Below are 23,994 nucleotides of genomic sequence, written 5' to 3' on the forward strand. Positions count from 1 at the left end.
TTTCCGCCCGGGATCAGGAACCCTCTTTAGCCGAACTTATTCGCCATCCGGCTTGGTCGACCCGTCAGACGTGTCGGCAGAGCTGTCGCCTTGGTCCTCAGACCCAGCGGCACCTTCGCTGGTTTCCTCGTCGACGACCTCATCGTCCTCGTCGACCTCGCTGATACGCTCTACTGCGACCACGTTTTCATCTGTAGCCGTCTTGAAAACGATCACGCCTTGAGTCGCGCGTCCGGCGATGCGGATGCCTTCGACTGGGCATCGGATCAGCTGACCTCCGTCGGTCACCAGCATGATCTGGTCGCTGTCCTCAACCGGGAAGGACGATACGAGCGGGCCGTTGCGGTCATTCACTGCCATCGCCGTGATACCCTTACCGCCACGTCCGGTGACGCGGTACTCGAACGAAGACGTGCGCTTGCCGTAGCCGTTCTGCGACAGGGTCAGAATGATCTGCTCGGCAGCACTCATCTCAGCATAGCGTTCCTGAGGCAAAGCTCCGGCTACAACATCGGCTTCATCATCACTCGATGCTTCTTCGGATTCACCGCGCAATGCCCGCGACATCTTCAGATAGGCCGCGCGCTCCTCCGCATCGACGTCGATGTGATGGAGAATTTGCATTGAGATGACGTGGTCATCATCGGCCAACCGAATGCCCCTGACACCGACCGAGTTGCGGCCCGCGAAGACGCGAACGTCGGTGACCGGAAAACGAATGCATTGCCCTGATGCCGTTGTCAGCATCACGTCAGAATGCTCGGAGCAGGTGTCAACATCCACGATGCCATCGCCTTCCTCGAGCTTCATCGCAATCTTGCCATTGCGGTTGATCTGCACGAAGTCGGACAATTTGTTCCGGCGCACTGTTCCGCGCACCGTTGAGAACATCACATCGAGGTTTGCCCAGCTCTCCTCGTCCTCCGGCAATGGCATGATCGAGGAGATCTGTTCCCCCTGTTCGAGCGGAAGCATGTTGATCAGGGCCTTGCCCTTGCCCGTCGGGCCGCCAAGCGGCAGACGCCAGACCTTCATCTTGTAGGCAATGCCACGCGATGAGAAGAACAGCACCGGCGTGTGGGTGTTGGCGACAAACAACCGCGTGACGAAATCCTCGTCCTTGGTCGCCATGCCGGAACGACCCTTGCCGCCGCGACGCTGCGCCCGGTAAGTGGCGAGAGGAACGCGCTTGATATAGCCGCCATGGGACACGGTCACGACCATGTCCTCGCGCTGGATCAGATCCTCTTCATCGAAATCTGCGCCGCCATCAATGATTTCCGTGCGACGGGGCGTCGCAAATTCGTTCTTGATGTCGAGCATTTCGGTGCGGACGATATCCTGAATGCGCTTGCGCGACCGCAGGATCTCGAGGTACTCGGCGATTTCCGCGCCGATCTTGTTCAGCTCTTCCTCGATCTCGTCCCGACCCATCGCGGTCAAACGCTGCAGGCGCAGTTCCAAAATCGCACGCGCCTGTTCTTCCGACAGCTTGTAGGTGCCGTCCTCCTGAACCATATGACGCGGATCGTCGATCAGGAGGATAAGCGAACGCACATCCTGAGCAGGCCAATTGCGCTCCATCAACTGCTGTCTCGCAGTTGCGGGGTCCGGAGCCGCACGGATCAGTTTGATCACTTCATCGATGTTCGCCACGGCAATGCCGAGACCCACCAAGATGTGTGCCCGGTCGCGGCACTTTCTCAACAGGTAGCGGGTCCGGCGACCGATGACTTCCTCGCGGAAGGCGACGAAGGCCTTCAGCATGTCGGACAGGTTCATCAGTTCCGGCTTGCCGCCGTTCAACGCGACCATGTTGCAGCCAAAGGAGCTCTGCAACTGCGAGAAACGGTAAAGCTGGTTCAGTACAACATCGGCGACCGCATCACGCTTCAACTCGATCACGACGCGCATTCCGGAACGGTCGCTTTCGTCGCGAATGTCAGAAATGCCCTCGATCCGCTTGTCGCGAACAGCCTCTGCGATCTTTTCGATCATGGAGGACTTGTTCACCTGGTATGGGATTTCCGAAACGATCAGGGCAAAGCGGTCCTTGCGGATCTCTTCGACTTCCACCTTGCCGCGCATCACGACAGAGCCGCGGCCACTCTCGAACGCGGAGCGGATGCCGGAACGGCCTAGAATAATGCCGCCGGTCGGAAAATCCGGGCCAGGGACAATTTCCATCAGCTCTTCAAGCGTCATCGCCGGATTTTCCATCATCGCGATGGAGGCATCGATCACTTCGCCAAGATTGTGCGGCGGAATATTGGTCGCCATCCCGACGGCGATACCGCCGGCGCCATTGACGAGCAGATTCGGGAACTTTGCAGGAAGGACGACAGGTTCGCTTTCGGAGTTGTCGTAGTTCTCCTGAAAGTCGACCGTCTCCTTGTCGATGTCGTCGAGAAGCTTGTGGGCGACCTTCTGCAAACGACACTCGGTGTAGCGCATGGCTGCCGCCGGGTCGCCGTCAATCGAACCAAAGTTTCCCTGGCCGTCAATCAAAGGCAGACGCAATGAAAAGGTCTGCGCCATACGCACAAGCGCGTCGTAAATGGCACTGTCACCGTGCGGATGGTATTTACCCATCACATCCCCGACCACGCGGGCAGACTTGCGATAGGGCTTGTTCCACTCGTAGCCGTTCTCATGCATCGAATACAAAATGCGACGATGCACCGGTTTCAGACCGTCTCGAACGTCGGGCAGCGCGCGGCTCACGATCACGCTCATGGCGTAATCGAGGTAGCTTCGCTTCATTTCGTCGACGATGGAAATCGGCTTGATATCGGACGGCGAAGCGCCGCCTGACGTGCTGTTATCCTGATCAGCCAAGGATTGAACTCATATCGTTGTTATTGCTTTTTCTTTTATATCCGATTCATCAATTTGAACCAAATGTGACGACCATTTCCAGATCGCGTTTACGTTATTGTATTCAATAGGTTACAAGCGTCATGCACAGGCTGGAAAATAGATTTGGTTTCCTTCGGTGATCAAAGGCGCCTCAAAGCTGTAAGATGCGCGGCAAAAGCCCCCGTTCCGGAGCGCAAGTGAGCCATGTTCGACTATTTAATCAACGCGTTTGCCACGCTTTTCGTTACCATCGATCCGGTCGGACTGGCCCCGATGTTCCTTGCAGTCACGTCCGGGCTTTCCGCCCATGATCGCCGCCGGGTTGCCATTCGGGCGACGGTGACCGCAGCTGGCATCCTGATGCTGTTTTTCGTGGCAGGTCAGACGGTTCTCAACGTGCTTGGGATCTCGGTCTCGGCATTCCGCGTGGCGGGTGGCGTCCTGCTGTTCCTGATCGCAATCGAGATGGTTTTCGGCAAGCGCGCCGCACGGAAATCCGAAACTGCAGAAAAGGCGGTAGAGGACAATCCACCGGGCGATGTTCACGAGGTCGCTATTTTCCCGCTTGCGATCCCCTTGATCGCGGGGCCAGCAGCCATTTCGGCCATCATCCTGTTGTCCGGTCAGGCTCCTGATACCCTCACCTATGCCGGGCTTGGGGCCGTCATTGCGACCATCCTCGGGCTCTGCCTGATCGCCTTCCTTCTGGCGGATAAGCTTGAGCGCCTGATGGGCGACACGGCTCAGCTGGTGATCACCCGATTGCTCGGGGTGCTTCTGGCAGCTCTCTCAATCCAGTTCATTGCCGACGGGGTTCTCGTGCTTGCGTCCGGCTGACATGCGCCTATCGCGCCAAAGTGACTTCAAACGTTTCCTCGGCGAAGCCGTGTACGGTGTCACGCGCACGAATTATCACCCTTGAGACGTCATCGGGTATCATGACACCGCCCAGACTGCGCGTGAATGGCTGCTCGTTGACATGCGGATGTGCCAGTACCCGTTCTCCCAGAATGTCTCCATCCGGTGTCATGACCTGCCATAAATCCGCGTAGTGATCCCAGCCTTCATCCTCATGACCAAGGGTGACGCTGAAGCGCCACAGACCGCCGCTCTCGATAGCGTCTACAGCCACGATCTTGACCTCCCCGGAAAGGGCTGTTCCGGCAAGGAACACGGACACAAGAAAAGCGTAGAGACATGCAGTCAAGCGGCGGCTCATGGGGACACTCCGGATCAGTTATCACGCTGGAACAAGGCAGTGGATCCTCGCCGATCCCCGTGCCCGGACAAAATCACAAGCACGTCATAGCGTCTAGCCAATCCGGCCATGACGGCCAGATTTAATCCCGATTGACGTACAGGGACCGCTCTCCGACATCCCGGAAGCAAACCGGAAGTGTCCGCAAACCTAAGTTCAGGGTTCAGCGAACCGTCTTCTGGCTGCCGTATTCCTCCGGCCAGAGTTCCTTGTTGGCGTCGCCCCAGTCCTTGAGAGCCTTGATAACCGGTTCAAGGCTGCGGCCGCGTGGTGTGAGAGAGTATTCGACCTTTGGCGGTATCACCGGATAGACCTTGCGCTCAATGAGGCCATCTGCTTCAAGCGAGCGCAACTGGTTGGTCAGCATGCGCTGTGTGACGCTTGGCAGCTTCTTTCGAATTTCGTTGAACCGCAAAGTACTCTCAAGAAGGTGGTACAGCACGACACCTTTCCACTTGCCGTCAACAAGGCTTAGAGTTGCCTCCACCGCACAGCCTGGACTGCACTCGAAACTCGTGTGTCTGGCACGCGCCATCACAGTATCCTTTTATATACCCAGTATCCAAAATGTTGGTTAGCGTCTTTTATGTGCGTTCTTGCCTTGCTAGACGATATGCCCCAAATCAATTAGCAGCAATTCAGGAGCTTTGATATGCGTGCAATTGGTTATGAAAAATCCCTACCGATCACTGATGACAATGCGCTCATCGATATAGATCTGCCACGTCCTGAGCCGCACGGGTCAGATCTTCTCGTGGAAGTTCGAGCCGTATCGGTCAATCCTGTCGACACCAAGGTTCGCATGCGGGCGGAACCGGAAGCTGGCGACTACAAGGTTCTCGGCTGGGACGCCGCCGGTGTGGTGGTCGCCAAAGGTTCGGATGTGACCGGTTTCGAGGTCGGCGACGAAGTCTTTTATGCCGGCGACCTCACCCGCCCGGGCACCAACGCAGAATTTCACATTGTTGATGAGCGGATCGTGGGCCGAAAGCCGGAAAGACTTTCCTGGGCAGAGGCAGCAGCTCTGCCGCTAACCGCCATCACGGCGTGGGAAGCGCTTTTTGATCGCCTGAACATCAACTCGGCGATTCCCGGGGTGGCGCCAGTGCTTCTCATCATTGGCGGCGCTGGCGGGGTTGGCTCAATCGCAGTTCAACTGGCCAGCAAACTTACGGACGTCACGGTGATCGCGACAGCCTCACGACCGGAGACCCGAGACTGGGTGCTGAACCTTGGCGCAGATCATGTCGTCGATCATTCCAAGCCGCTTGCGAAACAAGTTGCCGACCTCGGCGTCGGCGCGCCGGCCTATGTGTTTTCGACGACAAACACGGACGATCACTTGGCAGAGATTGCAGAACTGATTGCGCCGCAAGGCCGCTTTTCACTGATCGACGACCCGGCAGGCCTCGACATCAGTCCTTTCAAACCCAAGAGCGTGTCGACCCACTGGGAGTTCATGTTCACCCGCTCCATGTTCGGAACGGCGGATATCGCGGCGCAGGGCAAGTTGCTCAACGAGATCTCGAAGCACGTTGATATCGGCACCCTCAAAACCACGCTCGGCGAAAATTTCGGCGTGATCAACGCCGCGAATCTGAGGCGCGCGCATCAATTCATCGAAAGCGGCAAGGCCAAGGGCAAGGTGGTCCTGGAAGGCTTCGACGCGCCATAAAAAAGAACCGGCGAGAGCCTTGAAAGCTCTCGCCGGTCAAAATCAATCTACCAGTACCTAGACAGACGCATCACTCCCACTCGATCGTTCCGGGTGGTTTGGAGGTAATATCGTAGGTACAGCGGTTGATGCCCTGCACTTCATTGATAATCCGCGTGGCTGTTTCGCCAAGGAACTCGTGGGTAAAGGGATAGTAGTCCGCCGTCATGCCATCGACCGAAGTCACGGCCCGAAGCGCACAGGCGTAATCATAGGTGCGACCGTCGCCCATGACGCCGACGGTGCGAACCGGCAGGATCGCGACAAAGGCCTGCCAGATCTCATCGTAAAGACCGTGCTTGCGGATCTGGTCAATATAGACCGCATCAGCCTTGCGGAGAATGTCCAGCTTTTCGCCCGTGATTTCTCCCGGGCAGCGGATCGCAAGACCTGGCCCCGGGAACGGATGGCGTCCAATGAAACTGTCGGGCAGACCAAGTTCACGGCCAAGAGCACGAACTTCATCCTTGAAGAGTTCGCGCAAGGGCTCAACAAGCTTGAGGCCCATCTTTTCCGGCAGCCCGCCCACATTGTGGTGGGACTTGATCGTTACAGACGGACCACCTGAAAAACTGACGCTTTCGATCACATCCGGATAGAGCGTGCCCTGAGCCAGGAACTCCGCACCGTCAATTTCGTTGGCGTATTTCTGGAAGACATCGATAAAGAGCTTGCCGATGATCTTGCGCTTGGTTTCCGGATCCGACACGCCTTCAAGGTTGGACAGAAACAACCTGCTCTCATCGGCATGGATCAACGGAATATTATAGTGGTCGCGGAACATGGTGACCACTTCATCGGCTTCGTTCTGGCGCAAAAGGCCGTGGTCAACAAAAACGCACGTCAGCTGATCACCAATTGCCTCGTGGATCAAAACGGCTGCGACCGAGCTGTCAACGCCGCCCGACAATCCGCAAATGACCTTCTTGTCACCAACCTGTTCGCGGATCTTCGCAATGGCTTCTTCGCGATAGGCGCCCATGGTCCAGTCGCCCTTGAAGCCTGCTGCACGGACGAAGTTCTCATACAGCATCTTGCCGTTTGGCGTATGATGCACTTCTGGATGAAATTGCACCGCATAGAAGTGCCGCTTGACGTCTGCCGTGACTGCGTAGGGCGCATTTGGCGACGTGCCGAACACTTCAAAACCGGGGGCAATCTTGCTGACGTGGTCGCCGTGGCTCATCCACACCTGCTCTTTGCCTTCGGCAAACCAACCTTGCAGAATTGAAAGTGGCTCCCCCGCAGGCGTCACGAATGCACGGCCAAATTCGGCAGTGCCACCACCGCCAGAAATCTTGCCGCCATCCACCTGACCGCCCAGATCCTGCATCATCACCTGCTGTCCATAGCAGATGCCCAGGATCGGCACGCCGAGCTCATAGACCGTTTTCGGCGGCCGGGGAGATCCTTCGCGCACGACAGAATCGGGTCCGCCTGAGAAGATCACTGCCTTCGGCTTAAACTCCGCAAGGAAGGCGTCCGTGACCTTCTGATAGGGATGAATTTCACAAAAGACGTTCAGTTCGCGCAAGCGACGCGCTATGAGCTGCGTAACCTGAGAGCCGAAATCGATGATGAGAAGGCGATCATGCTGGGTCATGGCAAGCTTCTAAACGGATCACGTCTCAAATTGAAGCTGAAAAACGCACCAATTGCGTGGCTTTCCACCTCTCCTGAATGCACTGGGGCCCGGCTCTGTGCAGTTTGCAGCAGCCGACCACCAGAAGTTTGCACAAGCAAATCGGCCTGTTCTGCCGTGACCTTTGCCCAGGAGGATCTTTCGCCTCAAAGGCAGGTTAGAGTGAAACGAGACGATTCGCTTGGATTTCGCGGGCAGAGTTCCGGTTCGCCAACTCCAACGCTGATCCCGGCGCAAGGACTGTCAGAGGATTTTGGAACGGCAAATGACGACACCGGCCCGTGAAGCCTTTGACGAGGCATTGAAACATGAGAGGCAGGGAAATCAGGAAGCGGCTCTTTCTGCTTATCTCAACGCACTTGAAGCCGATCCGGATGACATTGAAATTGCCTATCGGACCGCGACGGCGTTGCTGAGGGCCGGCTACCTTGAAGAAGCGGCCTCCCAGCTTCGCCGGATTGTCTTTGTCGAACCAGACCACCTGCAGGCGCGCGCAAATCTTGGCAACTGCCAGCTCCTGCTGGACGACCTGGGAAATGCAGAAAGCAATTTCGAAGAGGTTCTGGCAGCTTCGCCTGACAACCACAACGCGCTCTACGGGCTGGCGACGGTTCGTTTGCGGCAGGACAAAACGCAAAGCGCCCTCGCCCCCGCAGAACGTTTGATGGCGCTTCTTCCCGAAAATGCGCCAACGTTGACGCTCTATGCCCAGATTACCGCGAAAGACCCGCAAGCCTCTCGTGCCGCGGCGGCCTATCACAAGGCGCTAGGGCTCGATCCATCCTACGTTCCTGCACTTACCGGCCTGTCTGAACTGCTGATCCGGCGCAAGCGATTTGATGAAGCGCTGACCTATGCGGACAAAGCTCTGAAACTGTCGCCTGACTCTGCTGACCTTCACAAGTTGGTCGCCGATGCACATTTTGCCGCGGGTAATCTGGACTTTGCCAAGAGCGCCTATTGGGCCGCTCTGACACGTGCGACAGACGACAAGACCACCATCTTGACGTCCCTCAGCGTTGTGTGCCGGAAGCTGGGTGACGGCGAAGCGGCCCTTGTTCATGCGCATCGCGCTTTCGAAAAGGCGCCTGACAGAAAAGATGCAGGAAATGCTCTGGGTGCTGCCTTGAAGGCGCTCGGTCACCCCAAAGACGCCAGGGCCGTCCTGACGGCGATCGCGCAGAACACCCAGCTGGATGACCTTTTAAAAACGCGCATTGCTCGTTTGGCCGCGGATATACGTTTGGCTGCGAGTTCTGCGCCGGGTCAAGACGCGCGGGTCAACGCGGCAGAACAGATCGAAAATCCACCTGCTTCTCCCGAAGGTCCCGACAACAGCTAGCGCCGGGACCGTGCAAGGGACTTATGCTTCACGTTTCAAAAGCGCGAAGAAGAACCCGTCAGTATCCGTCGACGCGGGCGTAAGCGTTAACTCGCCCCGGTCGGAAATATAGGCAGGCAGGTGATCCGGACCGAACATCTTCGTCCAGTCGTCGATCACTGGAACCAGCTTGAAATCTTCATTTTCGGCGAGAAAGCGCGTGACCTGATCTGCGTTTTCTTCCGGCAGAAGCGAGCAGGTTGCGTAGGCGATCCGGCCGCCCGGCTTGACGAACATGCACGCGTTTTCGAGAACCTTGCGCTGCTCGATCAGGCGATCTTCAAGGGCCTTTTCCGTCAGCTTCCACTTGGAATCCGGACGACGTCTCCAGACGCCTGTTCCCGTACACGGAGCATCGATAAACACGAGATCCATCTGCCCTTTCAGGGCCTCCAGATCCGAGCTTGCCGGATCCTTGACCTGGACATTGCGAACCCCAGATCGTTGCAGGCGCTCATGGATCGGCGCCAGACGAAGGCGGTCGGCGTCATAGGCATAGATCTGCCCCTTGTTCTCCATGGCAGCTGCCAGCGCGAGCGTCTTGCCGCCGCCGCCGGCGCACAGATCGAGAACCTGTTCGCCTGGTTTAGCTCCTGCAAGGGCTGCCGCGATCTGGCTGGCCTCATCCTGCAATTCGAACCAGCCTTTGCGATAGCCTTCCTCGGCCTGGACGTGCGGCATTCGGCCTGCCCCTGGCTTCGGAGCAATTCGAAGAGCCGTCGGCGTGATCGAGGTCGCCTCGGCGCCAGCATGCGCCAGGCGCTTTTGCAATTTTTCCCGATCGGACTTCAGGGTATTGACCCGCAAATCGATCGGAGCGCGTTGCGCAAGCGCCCTGCCCTCGGCCACGGCCTTGTCGCCAAACTGCTTTTCAAACGAAGGCCAGAGCCAATCGGGCACATCAGCTGCGTCATGTGGGAGCGTATCATCAGACACGTCCGATTTGAGCGAAGTTTCTTCCGCTTCGCTCAAGGCATCAGGAGCATGGTGATCTTCGGAAAGGACCGTCTGCAGACGGTCAAGACCATTTTCCCAAGTCAGCACATAGGTTGCCAGAACCAGCAGACGCGGATCGCGGCTGCCGACACGGGCACCGATGCTCGCCTTGTGACGAAGTGCATCAAAGACCAGGTTCCCGATGACCGTACGGTCGCCGGATCCGGCAAAGCGATGGGAAGCGCCCCAATCACGAAGAGCAAGCTGCACTGGCCGATGGCGCTCGAACACCTCGGAAAGCACTTCAATTGCAGCAGACAGACGGCCGCCATCTTTCATGGACTGAACTCCAAAGCGCCGGCCTGCATTGCTCGCAGGCCGGGCCAATTTCTCTAAAGGCTTGACGGGTAGTTCGGGCTTTCGCGCGTGATGGTCACGTCATGTGCATGACTCTCACGCAGGCCAGCGCCTGAAATCCGCACGAACCGGGCTTTTTCCTGATAGTCGGCAATCGTCTTGCCGCCAACATACCCCATTGCAGCTCTCAGACCGCCGGCAAGCTGGTGCAGGACGCTCGACAGCGATCCCTTGTAGGGAACCTGACCCTCGATGCCTTCCGGTACAAGCTTCAGGCTGTCGCGAACCTCCGCCTGGAAATAACGGTCTGCAGATCCCCGCGCCATTGCGCCAACAGATCCCATACCCCGATAGGACTTGTAAGAGCGCCCCTGATGCAAATAGACCTCGCCCGGACTTTCCTCGGTGCCAGCCAGCAATGATCCGACCATGACGGAGGACGCGCCCGCTGCAATGGCCTTGGCCAGGTCGCCGGAAAATTTGATCCCGCCGTCGGCCATCACCGGAACATTGTGCTTGTCGGCTTCGTTCACGGCTTCCATGATCGCAGTAAGCTGCGGCACACCAACACCGGCGACAATTCGGGTGGTGCAAATCGAGCCCGGGCCGATACCCACCTTCACGCCATCGGCGCCTGAATCAATCAGCGCCTTCGTCGCTTCCGCGGTTGCAACATTGCCGGCCAGAACCTGCACAGAATTCGAGAGCGCCTTCACCTTGGAAACCATATCAAGGACGCGCGCGGAATGACCGTGTGCCGTATCAACGACGACCATGTCGACACCGGCATCAATCAAGCGCTCTGCGCGGTCCATGCCCTCTTCACCGACGCTTGTCGCTGCGGCTACAAGCAAGCGGCCCTGGGCGTCCTTGGATGCGTTCGGATTGAGCTTGGCCTTTTCCATATCCTTGACGGTAATCAGGCCGATACAGTTGTGTTCCTTGTCAGTCACCAGAAGTTTCTCGATCCGGTGCTGATGCAGGAGCCGCTTTGCCTCTTCCTGGCTGACGCCATCACTGACCGTGATAAGGCCGTCGCGGGTCATCAGCTCGGAAACAAGTTGGCCCGGGTTTGACGCAAAGCGGACATCGCGGTTGGTCAGAATCCCGACAAGGCGGCCGGTAACCTGGCCGCCGACACCGCCATTTTCAACAACCGGAACGCCTGAAATTCCGAAACGCTCCATGAGGTCCAGCGCGTCTTTCAGTGTCGCATCCGGTCCTATGACAAGCGGATTGACCACCATGCCGGATTCGAACTTCTTGACCATTCGGACCTCTTCGGCCTGGCGATCAAGCGACAGGTTCCGGTGAATAACACCGATGCCACCGGCCTGCGCCATGGCAATCGCCAGGCGGCCTTCAGTCACTGTGTCCATCGCGGACGAGATGATCGGCAGATTAAGCTCCAGATCGCGGGTCACACGGGACCTAAGTTCCGTCTGTGCCGGCATAACCTCGGAGTGACCGGGGATCAGCAGGACGTCATCGAATGTCAGCGCTTCGGCGCCGGTCGATGGAACAAAGAATGAAGCCATGGCCAATTCCCCTTGAAAAAATGCATGGGAAGGACGCGAGACATTGGCTGTCTTGCATCCGTCGAGTCGCTTCGGCAATGCCGGAGAAGTTGGCGCGGGTCAATAACATGCAGGTGACAGGATGGAAAGCCTGTCTGCTTGAAAAACCAAAATTGCAGCCGTTTGAGTGCTCAGTCTCGCCAGAAACCGGTCACGTTCTGTCGTCCTCCGACCCACGGAAGCCCTTGGCGATCACGTAAAGCTCCGGGCTTTCCTTGCGGCTCGCTGGCGGTTTAACATGAGCAACTGTCTTGAAATCGCGCTTCAGATCATTGAGCAGCGCGCTTTCCGTGCCCCCGCGGAAAACCTTGGCGAGAAACGTACCGCCCGGCACCAGATTGCGCTGTGCAAAATCAATGGCCACCTCAAACAGATGGGTCGTGCGCAAGTGATCCGTCTGCCGGTGACCCGTGGTCGGCGCGGCCATATCAGACAACACGACATCTGGCCGGTGTCCACCCAGCGCCTCCATAAGCGCATCCGGCGCATCGTCGTCCAGAAAGTCCTTTTGAAGAAATATCGCGCCGCGCACGTGGTCCATTTCAAGGTAGTCGATGCCGACAACCTTGGGCGCGTCAATCGAAGATTGAACCTTCGCAGCAGCCACCTGGCACCATCCCCCTGGTGCAGCGCCCAAGTCGACCACGCGATAGCCTGGCTTCAGAATGTTGTGTTTCTCGTCAATCTCAAGCAGCTTGTAGGCCGCCCGGGAACGGTAGCCATCAGCCTTGGCCCGGCGCACATACGGATCGTTCAGCTGACGGTGGAGCCAGCGCGTCGAGGACTCCCTCCGGCCCGCGGCGGTTTTCACCCGCACTTTCAGCCCGCGATCTCCGGTACCCTTGCTCCTGCGTGTCATTGTCTGCCTCTTTGGCGCCCGTTCCGACGGCCATGTGTTTTTCTTGACCACACGCCATCTGCAGCCATCAACTCTGTAAGAATACCTTCGCGAAGTCCACGGTCCGCAACTCTCAGCCTCGAACAACTCCAGCGCCGCCGAATTGCCTCAAGGATCGCACAACCAGCGAGCACAAGATCCGCGCGGTCCGCGCCGATGCAAGGGTTTTCAACCCGCTCCTCGTAAGGCATTTCCCTCAGTCGATCAATCATTGCACCGACCTGGTCGTTCTCGAGCCAGGCGCCGTCGACCCGGCGCCGGTCATAGCGTTTCAGGCCCAGGTGCACGCCAGCCAGCGTCGTGACGGTTCCGGACGTGCCGAGCATATGCACCTTTCCAGTTGCAATTGCATGGGAAAGATCGTCGCCCAGGTTGAAATCCTCAAGATGGCCCGCCGCATCCGCGACCATGGCCTCAAACACCTCATAGGTGACATCGACACCGCCATGACGCTCTGCAAGGTTCACGACACCGACCGGCAGTGACGTCCACGACCGAATGAAACGGGTCAGGGCAAAACCGCGAGCGCCGCACCGGTTGCGCAGGTCCAGCCAGACGATTTCCGACGAGCCGCCACCAATATCAAACAAGATGACACCATCTGCCTGTTGGTCGACCAGCGAAACACAGCCCGCGACTGCAAGGCGCGCTTCGGTTTCCCGATTGACCACCTCAAGTGCCAGACCCGTTTCCTTTTGCACCTGGGAGATAAATTCATCTCCATTTTCCGCCGCCCGGCACGCCTCGGTCGCAATCAGCCGCGAGCGCAGCACGCCGCGCTCCGCAAGCTTGCGATGGCAATTTGCCAAGGCATCGATCGCGCGCTCCATCGCTGCATCGCCAAGACGCTTGTTGGCGCCCACCCCTTCTCCAAGCCGGACGATCCGAGAATAAGCATCGACCACCCGAAATCCACGTTCTTCCGGGCGGGCGATCAACAGACGGCAATTATTGGTGCCAAGGTCAAGCGCGGCATAGAGCGTTTGTTCGCCCTGATCGGAGGCTCTGCGGTTGTATCGTGCGCCGCGTCCAGCTCTATGACCTTGCGCCTCGGTGGGTGCAGTCCCTCTAGAGGACTCAGGCCTCTGCTCGATATGGGGCTGTGGCCCGAGACCTGGCACGGCAGCAGCGTTGACTGTCTCGGTGGCCTTTTCGGCGGGCTGGGACCTTCCTGAAGCCGCGGCCGCAGAACCGTTTTCGCGTAGGCCCACCTCAGCACGGGTGAAGACGGACCGCTTGCCGCCGCGGCGGCGCTTTCGACGTTTCGGTTGAGCGCTCGAGCCTGTATCTCCGAGCGCCTTTTGAGGCTCAGAAATCTGGGGCCCCGAAGCTGATGACGGCATCCGCCCACCACTTGGCGACGCGCCATCGACGGCGGCGGAGGAAGCGCCCCGATTCTGAGCGTCTGCCTGGGAGGCCGCTAGCCGCGCATCATTCCGCGACCGGTTCGCTTGCGCCCCGCGTTTGCGCCTTCGCTTGCGCGCCGCTGGGCCGGTCGCAGGCCGACCGGCACCCCGGTCTTGCTCTTGCCCCTGGCCCTTTGAGTGTCCACCTGTTGGTCCGCCTTCTGCGCGCCCTGCCCCGTTGTTACCGGCGGCCCCCTCAATCTGGGAAGAGACCTGTGGCGCCGGTTGCCCCTGCGGGGCCCTGGATGCACCGCCGCCGCGCTTCCGGCGACGTCTGGACGCAGCCCGTTTTCCACGGACTGAAGAAACTGCGGACGTTTCAGGGGAACCTTGCCCGGTTTCGGGCGGTTCCTGACCTGAATCTGTCACGTTTTAGCCTTTCGAGGCGCAGTCGACGCTGGCAAAGCATGCCGTCAACGCGCTGATTTGTATCGTTAGGCTAACAGTAACAGGTTGTTCTTTGGCCGCCTAGCGGCAGATCGCATTTCTGACGGGGCTAATTTTCCGCGCTGAAAAACAGCCGTTCAAACCACCTTCAAAAAAGTTCAAACACGCTGTTGCATCCCGGCCCGTAATGGATGTATACCCTCGCCACCGTCGGAGGAACGTCACTGCGTTCCAAGACCGGATGAGACCTGCCGTCGGCAGCATCCGCTTCTGGCCAATCGATCGGCCCGGCATTGGGGAATAGGTTAACGGTAGACCCGCAGACTCTGACTCTGTTAGTCCTGGTTCGAATCCAGGTTCCCCAGCCAACCATTTCATAAGTTATTGATATTATAGAGAAAGATGGATCTTACGATCGTTGTTTTTCGTCGATTCGACCAAGTGATGCCCAAAACTGGTCCCCGGAACTTGTGGCGCGCAACTTCGTTTGGCAAAACGCGCAAGTTCACTTGGCATCTATTTTGAAAGCCAATTTGCCTCCCCTCGTTGCGAGCTCCCCACATTTTACGCAACTCTTTGCTGCTTCGCACCGTCACGTCGGTCGTTCGACGAACTGAGACCGTGTTGCGATGGCTGACGTTCAATGCAGACCCACTAAATTCACAGTTAGGGCAGAAATCAGGCTTTTGCTGCGGTCGGAACGGATGACCGAAAAGGGGCCTGCAGGGAACTGGCGGGTTCAAATGGGGAGATGCAGAAGCTCACGATCGAGAACACGCGGACCAAGCTTTTGACTTTTCGACGCATCTCAACTTTACGTCATGACCGACATTGATGAGGAAGAGAAGGCAAGTCACTCAACACGAATGCGAGCTATTCTGGCAAACGTCAAGCCATGACGAATCGTAGGGAATTGAATGAGCACCGCACGAGCGCATGCCAAATCACTGATCTTGACCTGGTTCGATAAGGGCGAGCCGACAGTGTTACAACGCCGGCGATTTGCGGCCGATGTTGATCGCTTCTTTGATGAGCTTGCGAAACGGTCAAACTGGTGTGAGTGCCTCTCGACACTCCTAGGTTCTGTTGACAAAGTCGCGTAACCAGATGCGTGCGGCTGCGAGATTTAGGAAGGAAGGTGTTTACAAATCTAGAGCCTATTCAATCCAACGTTTACTGGTGATGAAGGGGCAAACAGCCTCCACAAGAGGACTCTCAAGAATTTAAGTTCGGAAAGCTTTCTCGCATTCAGCAGGGCTATCAATTGTTAGCGAGACAGCGCACCAAAATACAAGTCACGATCGGTGTTAGATGCGCTCATCAGATACCGCTTCTCAAACTGTGCTTCAAAAATGTCTTGCGAAGACAGTTGCTCAAAAAAGTCAAAGTCGCCGCCAATTTCTGACTTTGTTGTAGCCAAGAAAGGCAGCCCGTCCTCAGGAGAGATTAATGGTTCGAGTACTGGAGAAGTGGGGGCGAAACTGGACACTCGATTATAAACCCCGTTGATCGGACCGTTTCCTACGATGGACATCGTTGAAGCGCTTTCTAGCTTTAGATGCCCTTCGCCATCCACGGCCTGCCACCCGCCAGTGATGCCACATGCAACCGGACGATTTTGCGTCCCGTTGCGTGACGTCACACCAAGTGTTCCATTGAGCTCATGAGCCACAACATTTAGGTCCCAGCCAAAATGAAAAACCCATGTGCACCCTTGTGCGGAGGCCTTTACAGTTGCGCGGGCGAAGCCTGCCCTTCCTTTTGTCAACGAGTTTTGAATTACAAGGGTATTATCATATTCGACATATAATGGGCCCTGCTGTTGGGCGTACTGATTACGCCACTGACCTCGAAAGGCATCTGGCGTTGGATATTTTTCCGGATCAACAAAAAAGCGGTCCTTCCAACAGCTAGGTCCGGTGCCGCTTGTTTCTACATGTAGATGCAGATGTATTCCTGTAATCCCAGTGTTGGGTGGGGCAGTGTCCCCCGTTGTTCCGAGAACGCTCCACGGGACCACTCTTTGCCCTGGCGAAACCGCGATAGAGCTACAGTGTAAATACTGAATTCGATCGCTCGGTGCATGCAATGGATGCACCGTTATTGTTCCCCAATCACCGGTCCCAGTTGGACGCCCGACCGTACCGAATACACCTGCGGTAAAAATCTTTTTCTGCTTTGAGCTTGTGATATCGATGCCTTTATGGGGGCAGCCATCACGCATCTCACCAAACTTGGATGAAATTCGCTCGCCTCTCAAATCCACAGATACAGGTGAAAAGGGCATGACAAATCTTCCTTGTTTACAAAGCAAAAACAAACAATCAATAATTGCAATTAAATTGGCTTCTGCAATTTTTTCAATCAAATCTTGTTAGAAATTTCGCCCCGCCCCCGAACGCACTGAATTGCCCCTAGATTTATAGACGCTTTCTTTCCTCATTTTGAGGCATGTAGACCGAGCCCGATTTAGGATACGTGGCTTACGGAACGTCTGGACCCTCCGGTTCCCACCTTAGCTGCCACGAAGCCGTCTGCTTTTCTTCGGCAAACCGCAGAAAATCGGCAAAAACCCGTGGCGGGAACAGGCCGCAGCAAGGGTTCTTCAAGTTCCCACCTGGGACTTGCGCAAACACTGATTTCATTCGGCATTTTTAGATCGCGGTTTTGAGAGTGCCTTCGACCCCTCCCACCTTGCGCCAAATGAAGTTGCGCACTGACTTCCGCTGGCTTCTATCAGTTCCCAAACAAAACGCCTGAAACCGCCAATTATCGGATTTTCCCGTTTATTCCCGGAAATGCCTTTAGTGCCATCCGTTCTTGCGCGTTACAGAACTGGTGCCCATCGGCGCCTTCCGGCAAAAGAAATATGGGCAATGGCTCGTCGTCGCGACGTTCAGAATCTCCTGCGCCGCGGAAACATCTGGTACTGGCGCCCTCGCCTCCCAGTCTCACTTTCTCAATCTGACCTTAACCGAAAGCTGTCATTCAGCCTGAGACAATCGGATCACCACCGGGCACGGTTCATGGCGCGCCGCCTGAACACGATGCTCGCGGAAATGAGGTTACGACGGGACTTGAGGGCAACACGACAGGACGGACTGAAGGCGTTGTTCAAGGCGGAAATCGATCGCATGAACGATATGATGGACGATCTCGTCACAACCGCCAAAGCGACCGGAAGCATGCAGAACCAGGACATTTGGAAGCCGATCTGATGACCGGCTGGGCCTACCGTTTACTTGAAGAATTCGGCACGGCATTGGACCTATCGTTCGATGGCGATTGTCCCGGGCGCCAGTACCTAAAACAGAACAACGTTCCGGACGGTTTCATTCCTGTCATTGCGGAGACCTTCCGACAGGAACGACAGTTCGCCAGGACGCTCATGTTCGAAGGGCCTCTGAAGAAAGAGATGAATGAAGTCGGCCTTGATGTGACCTGCCTTAATCTGGAGCGGGCACGCTCTGAAGTTTTCCGGGCCAAGGCGGACGTACTTCTCAACACACGCTCGATCTATCCGCAACTTGATCCGGCTGATCAGGAAACAGACGAGCATGAAGTGGACGGCAAGACCTTGCCGTTGATTGCGCCTGAAGAATGTGGAGCCTTAGCGGTCGCGGAGACGATTGTACCGCGACATCACACCACCGTCCCCGCCACCGAAGCTGCTGCCATGCCCGAGCCGCTGGCAACATTCACTGAGCCGGTTCCTGTTCTGGAGGACGAGACTGTCGCGGATGGAAGTCCAGTGTTTTTGCCGGTGTCCGACTTTCTTGAACAATTCGAGATCCTCCAACGGAACAAGCGCAAGGAATGGAAACCAGAGACGGCGAACGACGTCAGGTTCGTTGTCCGCATTTTCATCGGCATTCTCAGCGAAAATGTCGTCGAACACTCCGGTCAGATCCGCCAGGCGAATCTCGCTGCCTTGTGTGACTACTTCAGCCTTGTTCCGCCCTGCTACGGGCAGAGTTCACGGCATCGGCATTGTTGGTTCCGGAACTCCGTGTGTTGGGCCAACAAATGCTTGAAGAGGCTGACAACCACAGTACCGCCAAGGTTGGTCTGGGTGCCCAGACGATCAGAAAGCACCTGGGCAACATCCAGACCTTCCGCGACTTCCTCGCCGCCCGTGGACATGCCATCGGTCAGTTCGAAATGAAGGGCCTACGTCCTTCAAAAAAGCTTGCCTATGAACTGGCATCTCTCAACCCAAAGCCCGGTCCGGACAAGAGCGGAGCGATCAGGTGTCGCAGGAGCAAAGGGTTGCTCCAGGCCGCAGACAGTCAGACCGTACCGGCCGGGAAATGCTGGGATTGTCCCCAGTGTCTGGGGGACTGCCCGTACATGCGTTTGAATTCGCGGCTGAACTGTGAGGAACTGACATAGCCGACATCCATCGCCGCTTCGTTCACCGTCATGCCGCCGGCAATCCGCATGGCGGCATTGTTCAAGCGCATGGATTTAACGAACTGGATCGGTGACATGGTGGTGGCTTCCTTGAACCGGCGGTGGAAGACCGCACGGCTCATGCCGACCTGAGCGGCCATATCGTCGATGGTGACCGGTTCCTTCAGGTGGGACGACAGATAGTCGATCGTGCGTGCAATCTCGTTGCCAACACCAAAGGCCCGCCTTGCTGCCGCCCCCGCATCACCTTTTAACGCGGCATAATAGAGCTCGCGCAGCCGGCCGGGGCCAAGCACCGCAGCATCCATTGCATCATCAGCCAACTCAACCAGTCGCAGCAGCGCCTGGGTGAAGTCGGCGTCCCACCGCGCTAGCGTCAGCCCTTGGGACACACCCCCTCCAGGAGTACGTTTGACGCCCGGTGCCGCGTCCATTTCAAGGGCCAATTCCCGCATCACCCGCGCATCCAGTGAGATCATCACCCCGATTAGCGGGTTCTGTTTCGTCACATGCGGGGTCCCCGCTTCGACCGGCATCGTCATGGGGCACAAAAGGTACCGGCTGCTGTCATAGGCGTGGTGATTGCCATCAAGAATGGCTTCCTTCACTCCGCTGACGATAGCCACGAGGGTAGGTTCATAGACAACGGGCGCGCATGGTATCGCCTCTGTCACATGGAAAAACCGAACGCCCTTCAAGGCGGTTTCGATCAAGCCTGCCTCGGGGAGGTGGCGTTCGATAAGTTGTTTGATCTGGTCCTTGCTCATGGAGGGAAGCTGACATCGCAAGCGGCATCTTACAATAGGCTTGAGACAATCAGGCAAGTATTCGAGACCAATTCGCCTGTTTCTAGTGCCTTGTTATGGTTATCTACATTTTCGAGAGCGCGCTGACGAAAATCGACAGACACGCTGACAGGAGAAAGAAAATGGCAGACACGACTTTTGGATCAAATGGCTGGACGCCGGAGCGCCTCGGCAACCTCAAGGGCAAGACATACCTGATCACCGGCGCCAACGCAGGCGCAGGGTTTCAAGCGGCGCGCACGCTTTTGAACAAGGGTGCGACGGTGATGATGCTGAACCGAAGTGCCAAGAAGTCCACCGCTGCCATCGCAGACCTGAAGAAGGAGTTCGGCGCTGACGCCGACGTTTCCTTTATCCGCATGGACCTGGCATCACTCACCAGCGTGCGCGAGGCGGCTGCAGAAGTGCTGAAGGTCGTCCCGAAAATCGATGCGTTGATATGCAATGCCGCCATCGCACAGGTACCCACCCGCAAACTGACGGTGGACGGTTTTGAAAGCCAGCTCGGCACCAACCACTATGGGCATTTCCTGCTGAATGGCCTGCTGTTTGAGCGGATCGCGGAAAGCAAGGGACGGATCGTCGTGGTGGCCAGCCTTGGCTACAACATGGGTTTGAAAACCATCAGGTTCGACGACATGAACTGGGACGAGGGCTACGGAGCCAACGCCGCCTATTCGCAGTCCAAACTGGCGCAAATGATGTTCGCCTATGAGCTGCAGGACCGAATGGCCGCCGCAGGACGCTCCGAAGTCGAGGTGTTCGTCTGTCATCCCGGGTCCTCGGCCACTTCGCTGATTTCGACAAGCGGCAGCCGCATGATGCGCGCGATCTGGTGGCTGATGACCAAAACACCCATGGTCCAAACCGCCGAACAGGGCTCTTACCCTGAGGTCATGTGCGCAACCGAAGAAGCCCTGTCCGAGCAGCGTGCACTTTATGGCCCCACCGGCCGAATGGAAGCGATCGGGCCGGTCGGCAAGGGCACTTTGAACCGGCACGCCTATGACAAGGCGGTGATGACGCGGCTTTGGGATGTGTCAGAACAGGCCGTCGGGTTTAAATGGTCGCTCTGAGATTCGGTCAAAAGCCTGCTCACCAAGGTAACCGTCGTGAGGGATCTCAAGGATAAGGCGTCGTTATCACCGGAGACGCAACAGGTATCGGCCAGGCCATGGCTGGCAGGTTCGGAGCCGAGGGCGCCTAGGTGTGGGTTCTGAGGAGGTTGTTCATCCGGATTGAAAGCCTGAAGGTGTTTGCGACCAAACACTCACCGAAAGGTTTCAAGGATGAACAACCTCCTCAGAACGCACAACTAGGATCCACTTGGGTCGAACTTCAGCCTGAATACAACTGACTTCTTTTACACTTTGCTGGCTTCGCTATACTCGCCGCGAATCTTCACAAGCATCGGAGCGTGATGAATTTGAACGAAATTACAACCGGCCGGTCTCCCTGATGGCGGACCAAAACCGTGAAACGTCGAGAGCCGTTGCTGGGCAACCCGGTCACGGCAGTCTTTTCCACTCGGAACCTATCGAGGATGCCTCTACCCAGGCCGCCTTGCAGCCGTGGGTGGAAATGGAGTGCTACCAGCTCAGCCATGGGACTCCGGTGGCACACTTCGACTGCCTGGACCTCGGTACTCAGCAGATCGTTCGCGAGTGTCAGCATGTCTCTGTCCAGAAAATCGGCCGCACGCCATCGGATTTCTGCACCGTGTCCATCAGCACCGAGGGTCCAACAACCCGCTTCTCCGAGCATTGCGGCGCGCATGAGAATTCGGTCTTCTTTCTGCCTGCCAACGCCGAGTTCGACGTGCATGTCCCCGCCGGAAGCGAGACCGCCTATATCGGTTTCAGTCAGAAAGCATTTCTTCAGGGAGCGCGCACGCTCAATCCAGCCCTTTGGTCAGAACCGCCGGCCAACGTATTGCCACTGGCCACCAACCGGAGAGCCGACTTCCATGAGATTGTCGATCTCAGCCTCCAGGCAGCACAGAGAACAATCGGCAATGGAGATGTGCTCGACGAAGATACCCTTCGAAAGCATGTGTTTCACAGCGTCCTTCATATCGCAGCAGTCTCGGAGGATGCAGTCTCACCATCGCTCAACGACCGCCAGCGAGCCTTGCAGATCGGCAGATCTACAAAAGAGTTGGTGGAAGAACGCTTAGAGGCGGACGAGCTGCCAACGGTCGTGGAGATCTGCACCGAGCTAGGCATCTCTGAACGCACGCTTCAGTACGCTGTTCGCGAATATGTCGGCCTCACTCCGGTTGCCTACCTCCGTATGTGCCGGCTGAACCATGTTCGCCGCATGCTTGCGGAATCAGATCCGCAAGTTACCACGATCACCCGGGTTGCCATGCGTTTCGGCTTTTTGCACCTTGGCCGCTTTTCCGGAGACTACAAGCGTATTTTCGGCGAAACACCCTCTGAGACACTCAACTCCTGATCATACCGAAATCCCTGCAAAATTTCTCAATGTTTCTATTGCCTTTGCGGAAATCGGATAGCTGACCCGTCCCCCCTGTTTCTATGGTCCGCTCAACTACCTGGCATATTGATCCAGGCTCAACAGGTCTATCCGCGCTTGAGCCTGGATAGCTGCCTGACCGATATGAGCTCCAGAACGCAATGCAGACATCAACTCTTGTTTCAACCTCTTCTGTAACGTCAGACCTTCACCACCCGACATCAGTGGCCACGACAACAAAACGCCGCGACCAACTGCTCATGACGTCCGAACTTGCAGGAAGCTTCGTCCCGATTCCCGCAAGTGCGGCGCCGGTCGGGGCGCAGTCGCTGACGCGAAACATGACGACAGGAGACACGACTGTCGTCGGCGGCTCCGGGACATGGAGCTCTGGAGCGTGGAACGGATCAACACTGACCTGGGCAAATGAAGGCGACACCGGCAGCCAGGCCTGGACACCGGGAGCCGGTTCTATTTTCGACGGCATGGCTGGAACCGTTGCGGCGCGCAGCGTGTTGATGGCTAGGCCTTCAAAACGGATGGTTACATGCTGACCGGCGACACCCTCACGTTCGAGGCAGGGGGCAATGAGGCTAATGTTGCGAAGGGGAACGCCACTATAGGTCTGGAACTGGCCGATACCCCAAGCGGCGCTGGCATGACAGAACCCGGCGATGGCAGTCCGGTTCTGTCCGGCCCCAAGTCAATGAACGGCGTCATCGCCAAAACCAGCGTCGGATCGATTAATTTATCCGGCAGCACGCAGGGCGGCATATCGGGACCGATAGCCCCGCGGGAACGTTTCGCAGCCATTCTTAGAAAGACTGCCAGGATCAGCACCTGCAAAACTGGATTTCCGCTGCGGGCTTTCTTTACAATTGGGCTCTTACTAACGGCGCTCAGCCTGTCTCAAGAGCGTGCGCTTGCGCAAACCGTCACCGAATCCTGCGCAGGATACACCGGGACCATTCCGGGTTTGGCTTGGCCCGGTAGCTACTCAACAGATCAATACCTTACATCCGCCGGAACCTGCGCAGCAAGCCCAGCCGCAGGTGACCTTGTCACGGTTCTTCAAGCCACTTCCACCGATGGATTGAACATCTCGATTGTTGGAGAAATTGAAGGAACAAGAGTCGGCCCAATCTGTGGGGGCGTTGTAGGCGGGAGTGGTCGTTACCTCTTTGCGATCAATACGAACCATGCCTGCACAATGACCCGCTGGGTCGGCAACCGAAATGTTACAGTGACGTTTTCAACAGCCGCCAACATATCCAATGTGTCAGGCGGAACAGCAGATTTTCAGGTTGTTTTCGGGACTATAAACTATACCAGCGTTGCGGATACCACACCGCCCACGGCAGTGTTATCAGGCCTCGCGCCGCTTATCGGCCTTGCCGGGGACAGCGTGACCCTTACCTTTTCCGAAGAAATACAAGGCGTGTCACTATCAGATCTGGCTCTGACCAACCTGACGGCATCGAATCTGAACACTTCTGACAATACGGTCTTCACATTTGATGTTGTGCCGGTTGCCGACGGGCCAATTGCGATCAACCTGCCCGCTAATTCTGCGACAGATCTCGCTGGGAACGGTAATCAGGTTTCCAATACAGTCTCTGGCACGGGCGATGCGACACCGCCGACGGTCACCATCGCCCCCCTCTCCGGTCCGGTTGCCGGAGAGTATACGGCGGCGATTACCCTGTCGGAGGCAAGCACAGATTTCAACCTCGCCGACTTAACCCTGACAAATGCCACTGCAACGCTGTCGGGATCCGGCACCAGCTATACTGCGACGCTGACACCTGTTGCGGATGGGCGGGTTGCTTTGTCGGTAGCGGCTGGCACATTCAGCGACGCCGTTGGAAATACGAACACTGCT

General features: G+C 57.1%; 19 protein-coding genes and 1 tRNA gene. 9 read left to right on the forward strand and 11 right to left on the reverse strand.

From position 1 onward, the window contains the following. Positions 1-36: 36 nt before the first annotated feature. Positions 37-2,838: a DNA gyrase subunit A gene (gene gyrA / locus ABJZ52_RS02565; RefSeq protein WP_348185287.1), complete on the reverse strand. Its 2,802-nt coding sequence runs from the start codon at positions 2,836-2,838 to the stop codon at positions 37-39. Positions 2,839-3,063: 225 nt separating this feature from the next. Between gyrA and ABJZ52_RS02570 the strand changes: the two genes are divergently transcribed. Beyond that, positions 3,064-3,696 carry a MarC family protein gene (locus tag ABJZ52_RS02570; RefSeq protein WP_348185289.1) on the forward strand — a complete coding sequence of 211 codons (633 nt, stop codon included), beginning with the start codon at positions 3,064-3,066 and terminating at the stop codon, positions 3,694-3,696. A 7-nt stretch (positions 3,697-3,703) separates the two neighbouring features. On the opposite strand, the gene ABJZ52_RS02575 is transcribed toward ABJZ52_RS02570, so the two are convergent. Further along, positions 3,704-4,078: a hypothetical protein gene (locus ABJZ52_RS02575; protein ID WP_348185291.1), complete on the reverse strand. Its 375-nt coding sequence runs from the start codon at positions 4,076-4,078 to the stop codon at positions 3,704-3,706. Positions 4,079-4,280: 202 nt separating this feature from the next. Then, entirely contained in the window at positions 4,281-4,652 is a 372-nt protein-coding gene (locus tag ABJZ52_RS02580) for a helix-turn-helix domain-containing protein (protein ID WP_348185293.1), read from the reverse strand. Between the two features lie 117 nt (positions 4,653-4,769). On the opposite strand from ABJZ52_RS02580, the gene ABJZ52_RS02585 reads away from it, so the two are divergent. Beyond that, a complete protein-coding gene (locus ABJZ52_RS02585) occupies positions 4,770-5,792 on the forward strand; it encodes a zinc-binding alcohol dehydrogenase family protein (protein ID WP_348185295.1) in 1,023 nt (340 codons plus the stop codon). Positions 5,793-5,862: 70 nt separating this feature from the next. Here the strand turns inward: ABJZ52_RS02585 and guaA are convergent, their stop codons facing one another. After that, complete coding sequence (gene guaA / locus ABJZ52_RS02590) at positions 5,863-7,434, reverse strand: glutamine-hydrolyzing GMP synthase (protein ID WP_348185297.1); 1,572 nt, start codon at positions 7,432-7,434, stop codon at positions 5,863-5,865. 304 nt (positions 7,435-7,738) lie between these two features. Here guaA and ABJZ52_RS02595 point away from each other — a divergent pair, with 304 nt between their 5' ends. After that, positions 7,739-8,815, forward strand: a complete 1,077-nt coding sequence (locus tag ABJZ52_RS02595; RefSeq protein WP_348185299.1) for a tetratricopeptide repeat protein — start codon at positions 7,739-7,741, stop codon at positions 8,813-8,815. Positions 8,816-8,836: 21 nt separating this feature from the next. Here the strand turns inward: ABJZ52_RS02595 and ABJZ52_RS02600 are convergent, their stop codons facing one another. From ABJZ52_RS02600 to ABJZ52_RS02615, 4 genes are all read right to left on the reverse strand, one after another. Beyond that, entirely contained in the window at positions 8,837-10,129 is a 1,293-nt protein-coding gene (locus ABJZ52_RS02600) for an RsmB/NOP family class I SAM-dependent RNA methyltransferase (protein WP_348185301.1), read from the reverse strand. Between the two features lie 53 nt (positions 10,130-10,182). Beyond that, the gene (guaB, locus tag ABJZ52_RS02605; RefSeq protein ID WP_348185303.1) at positions 10,183-11,685 is read right to left on the reverse strand and encodes an IMP dehydrogenase; all 1,503 of its coding nucleotides are present in this window, start codon (positions 11,683-11,685) and stop codon (positions 10,183-10,185) included. 190 nt (positions 11,686-11,875) lie between these two features. Continuing rightward, positions 11,876-12,583 carry an RlmE family RNA methyltransferase gene (locus tag ABJZ52_RS02610; RefSeq protein WP_348185305.1) on the reverse strand — a complete coding sequence of 236 codons (708 nt, stop codon included), beginning with the start codon at positions 12,581-12,583 and terminating at the stop codon, positions 11,876-11,878. Further along, positions 12,580-13,965 (reverse strand): Ppx/GppA phosphatase family protein, encoded by a 1,386-nt coding sequence (locus ABJZ52_RS02615; RefSeq protein ID WP_348185307.1) that lies wholly within the window; start codon positions 13,963-13,965, stop codon positions 12,580-12,582. The genes ABJZ52_RS02610 and ABJZ52_RS02615 overlap by 4 nt, the downstream gene beginning before the upstream one ends. Positions 13,966-14,709: 744 nt before the next feature. On the opposite strand from ABJZ52_RS02615, the gene ABJZ52_RS02620 reads away from it, so the two are divergent. After that, positions 14,710-14,783, forward strand: a tRNA-Gln gene (locus tag ABJZ52_RS02620). 899 nt (positions 14,784-15,682) lie between these two features. Here the strand turns inward: ABJZ52_RS02620 and ABJZ52_RS02625 are convergent. Beyond that, positions 15,683-16,783, reverse strand: coding sequence for a peptidoglycan DD-metalloendopeptidase family protein (locus ABJZ52_RS02625; RefSeq protein WP_348185309.1), 1,101 nt, complete (start codon positions 16,781-16,783; stop codon positions 15,683-15,685). Between the two features lie 508 nt (positions 16,784-17,291). On the opposite strand from ABJZ52_RS02625, the gene ABJZ52_RS02630 reads away from it, so the two are divergent. Together ABJZ52_RS02630 and ABJZ52_RS02635 are read left to right on the forward strand one after the other, a co-directional pair. Further along, complete coding sequence (locus ABJZ52_RS02630; protein WP_348185311.1) at positions 17,292-17,633, forward strand: DUF6538 domain-containing protein; 342 nt, start codon at positions 17,292-17,294, stop codon at positions 17,631-17,633. Then, complete coding sequence (locus tag ABJZ52_RS02635; RefSeq protein WP_348185313.1) at positions 17,633-18,580, forward strand: hypothetical protein; 948 nt, start codon at positions 17,633-17,635, stop codon at positions 18,578-18,580. The genes ABJZ52_RS02630 and ABJZ52_RS02635 overlap by 1 nt, the downstream gene beginning before the upstream one ends. A gap of 124 nt (positions 18,581-18,704) precedes the next feature. On the opposite strand, the gene ABJZ52_RS02640 is transcribed toward ABJZ52_RS02635, so the two are convergent. Then, positions 18,705-19,595 (reverse strand): AraC family transcriptional regulator, encoded by an 891-nt coding sequence (locus ABJZ52_RS02640; protein WP_348185315.1) that lies wholly within the window; start codon positions 19,593-19,595, stop codon positions 18,705-18,707. Positions 19,596-19,756: 161 nt separating this feature from the next. Here ABJZ52_RS02640 and ABJZ52_RS02645 point away from each other — a divergent pair, with 161 nt between their 5' ends. Together ABJZ52_RS02645 and ABJZ52_RS02650 are read left to right on the forward strand one after the other, a co-directional pair. Further along, positions 19,757-20,710 (forward strand): SDR family oxidoreductase, encoded by a 954-nt coding sequence (locus tag ABJZ52_RS02645; protein ID WP_348185317.1) that lies wholly within the window; start codon positions 19,757-19,759, stop codon positions 20,708-20,710. 382 nt (positions 20,711-21,092) lie between these two features. Beyond that, the gene (locus ABJZ52_RS02650; protein WP_348185319.1) at positions 21,093-22,091 is read left to right on the forward strand and encodes a helix-turn-helix domain-containing protein; all 999 of its coding nucleotides are present in this window, start codon (positions 21,093-21,095) and stop codon (positions 22,089-22,091) included. A gap of 229 nt (positions 22,092-22,320) precedes the next feature. On the opposite strand, the gene ABJZ52_RS02655 is transcribed toward ABJZ52_RS02650, so the two are convergent. Further along, a complete protein-coding gene (locus ABJZ52_RS02655; RefSeq protein ID WP_348185321.1) occupies positions 22,321-22,599 on the reverse strand; it encodes a hypothetical protein in 279 nt (92 codons plus the stop codon). Between the two features lie 60 nt (positions 22,600-22,659). Here ABJZ52_RS02655 and ABJZ52_RS02660 point away from each other — a divergent pair. Continuing rightward, a partial coding sequence (locus tag ABJZ52_RS02660; RefSeq protein ID WP_348185324.1) for an Ig-like domain-containing protein occupies positions 22,660-23,994 on the forward strand: 1,335 nt, incomplete at its 3' end.

This window comes from Roseibium sp., assembly GCF_039982295.1.
Lineage (GTDB): Bacteria > Pseudomonadota > Alphaproteobacteria > Rhizobiales > Stappiaceae > Roseibium.

Excerpts from the sequence above, each read along its gene's own strand:
- ABJZ52_RS02570 (WP_348185289.1), top strand. The coding sequence starts at position 3,064 with ATGTTCGACTATTTAATCAACGCGTTTGCCACGCTTTTCGTTACCATC.
- ABJZ52_RS02575 (WP_348185291.1), bottom strand. The coding sequence starts at position 4,078 with ATGAGCCGCCGCTTGACTGCATGTCTCTACGCTTTTCTTGTGTCCGTG.
- ABJZ52_RS02580 (WP_348185293.1), bottom strand. The coding sequence starts at position 4,652 with ATGGCGCGTGCCAGACACACGAGTTTCGAGTGCAGTCCAGGCTGTGCG.
- ABJZ52_RS02585 (WP_348185295.1), top strand. The coding sequence starts at position 4,770 with ATGCGTGCAATTGGTTATGAAAAATCCCTACCGATCACTGATGACAAT.
- guaA (WP_348185297.1), bottom strand. The coding sequence starts at position 7,434 with ATGACCCAGCATGATCGCCTTCTCATCATCGATTTCGGCTCTCAGGTT.
- ABJZ52_RS02595 (WP_348185299.1), top strand. The coding sequence starts at position 7,739 with ATGACGACACCGGCCCGTGAAGCCTTTGACGAGGCATTGAAACATGAG.
- ABJZ52_RS02600 (WP_348185301.1), bottom strand. The coding sequence starts at position 10,129 with ATGAAAGATGGCGGCCGTCTGTCTGCTGCAATTGAAGTGCTTTCCGAG.
- guaB (WP_348185303.1), bottom strand. The coding sequence starts at position 11,685 with ATGGCTTCATTCTTTGTTCCATCGACCGGCGCCGAAGCGCTGACATTC.
- ABJZ52_RS02610 (WP_348185305.1), bottom strand. The coding sequence starts at position 12,583 with ATGACACGCAGGAGCAAGGGTACCGGAGATCGCGGGCTGAAAGTGCGG.
- ABJZ52_RS02615 (WP_348185307.1), bottom strand. The coding sequence starts at position 13,965 with ATGCCGTCATCAGCTTCGGGGCCCCAGATTTCTGAGCCTCAAAAGGCG.
- ABJZ52_RS02630 (WP_348185311.1), top strand. The coding sequence starts at position 17,292 with ATGGCTCGTCGTCGCGACGTTCAGAATCTCCTGCGCCGCGGAAACATC.
- ABJZ52_RS02635 (WP_348185313.1), top strand. The coding sequence starts at position 17,633 with ATGACCGGCTGGGCCTACCGTTTACTTGAAGAATTCGGCACGGCATTG.
- ABJZ52_RS02640 (WP_348185315.1), bottom strand. The coding sequence starts at position 19,595 with ATGAGCAAGGACCAGATCAAACAACTTATCGAACGCCACCTCCCCGAG.
- ABJZ52_RS02645 (WP_348185317.1), top strand. The coding sequence starts at position 19,757 with ATGGCAGACACGACTTTTGGATCAAATGGCTGGACGCCGGAGCGCCTC.
- ABJZ52_RS02650 (WP_348185319.1), top strand. The coding sequence starts at position 21,093 with ATGGCGGACCAAAACCGTGAAACGTCGAGAGCCGTTGCTGGGCAACCC.
- ABJZ52_RS02655 (WP_348185321.1), bottom strand. The coding sequence starts at position 22,599 with ATGCCGTCGAAAATAGAACCGGCTCCCGGTGTCCAGGCCTGGCTGCCG.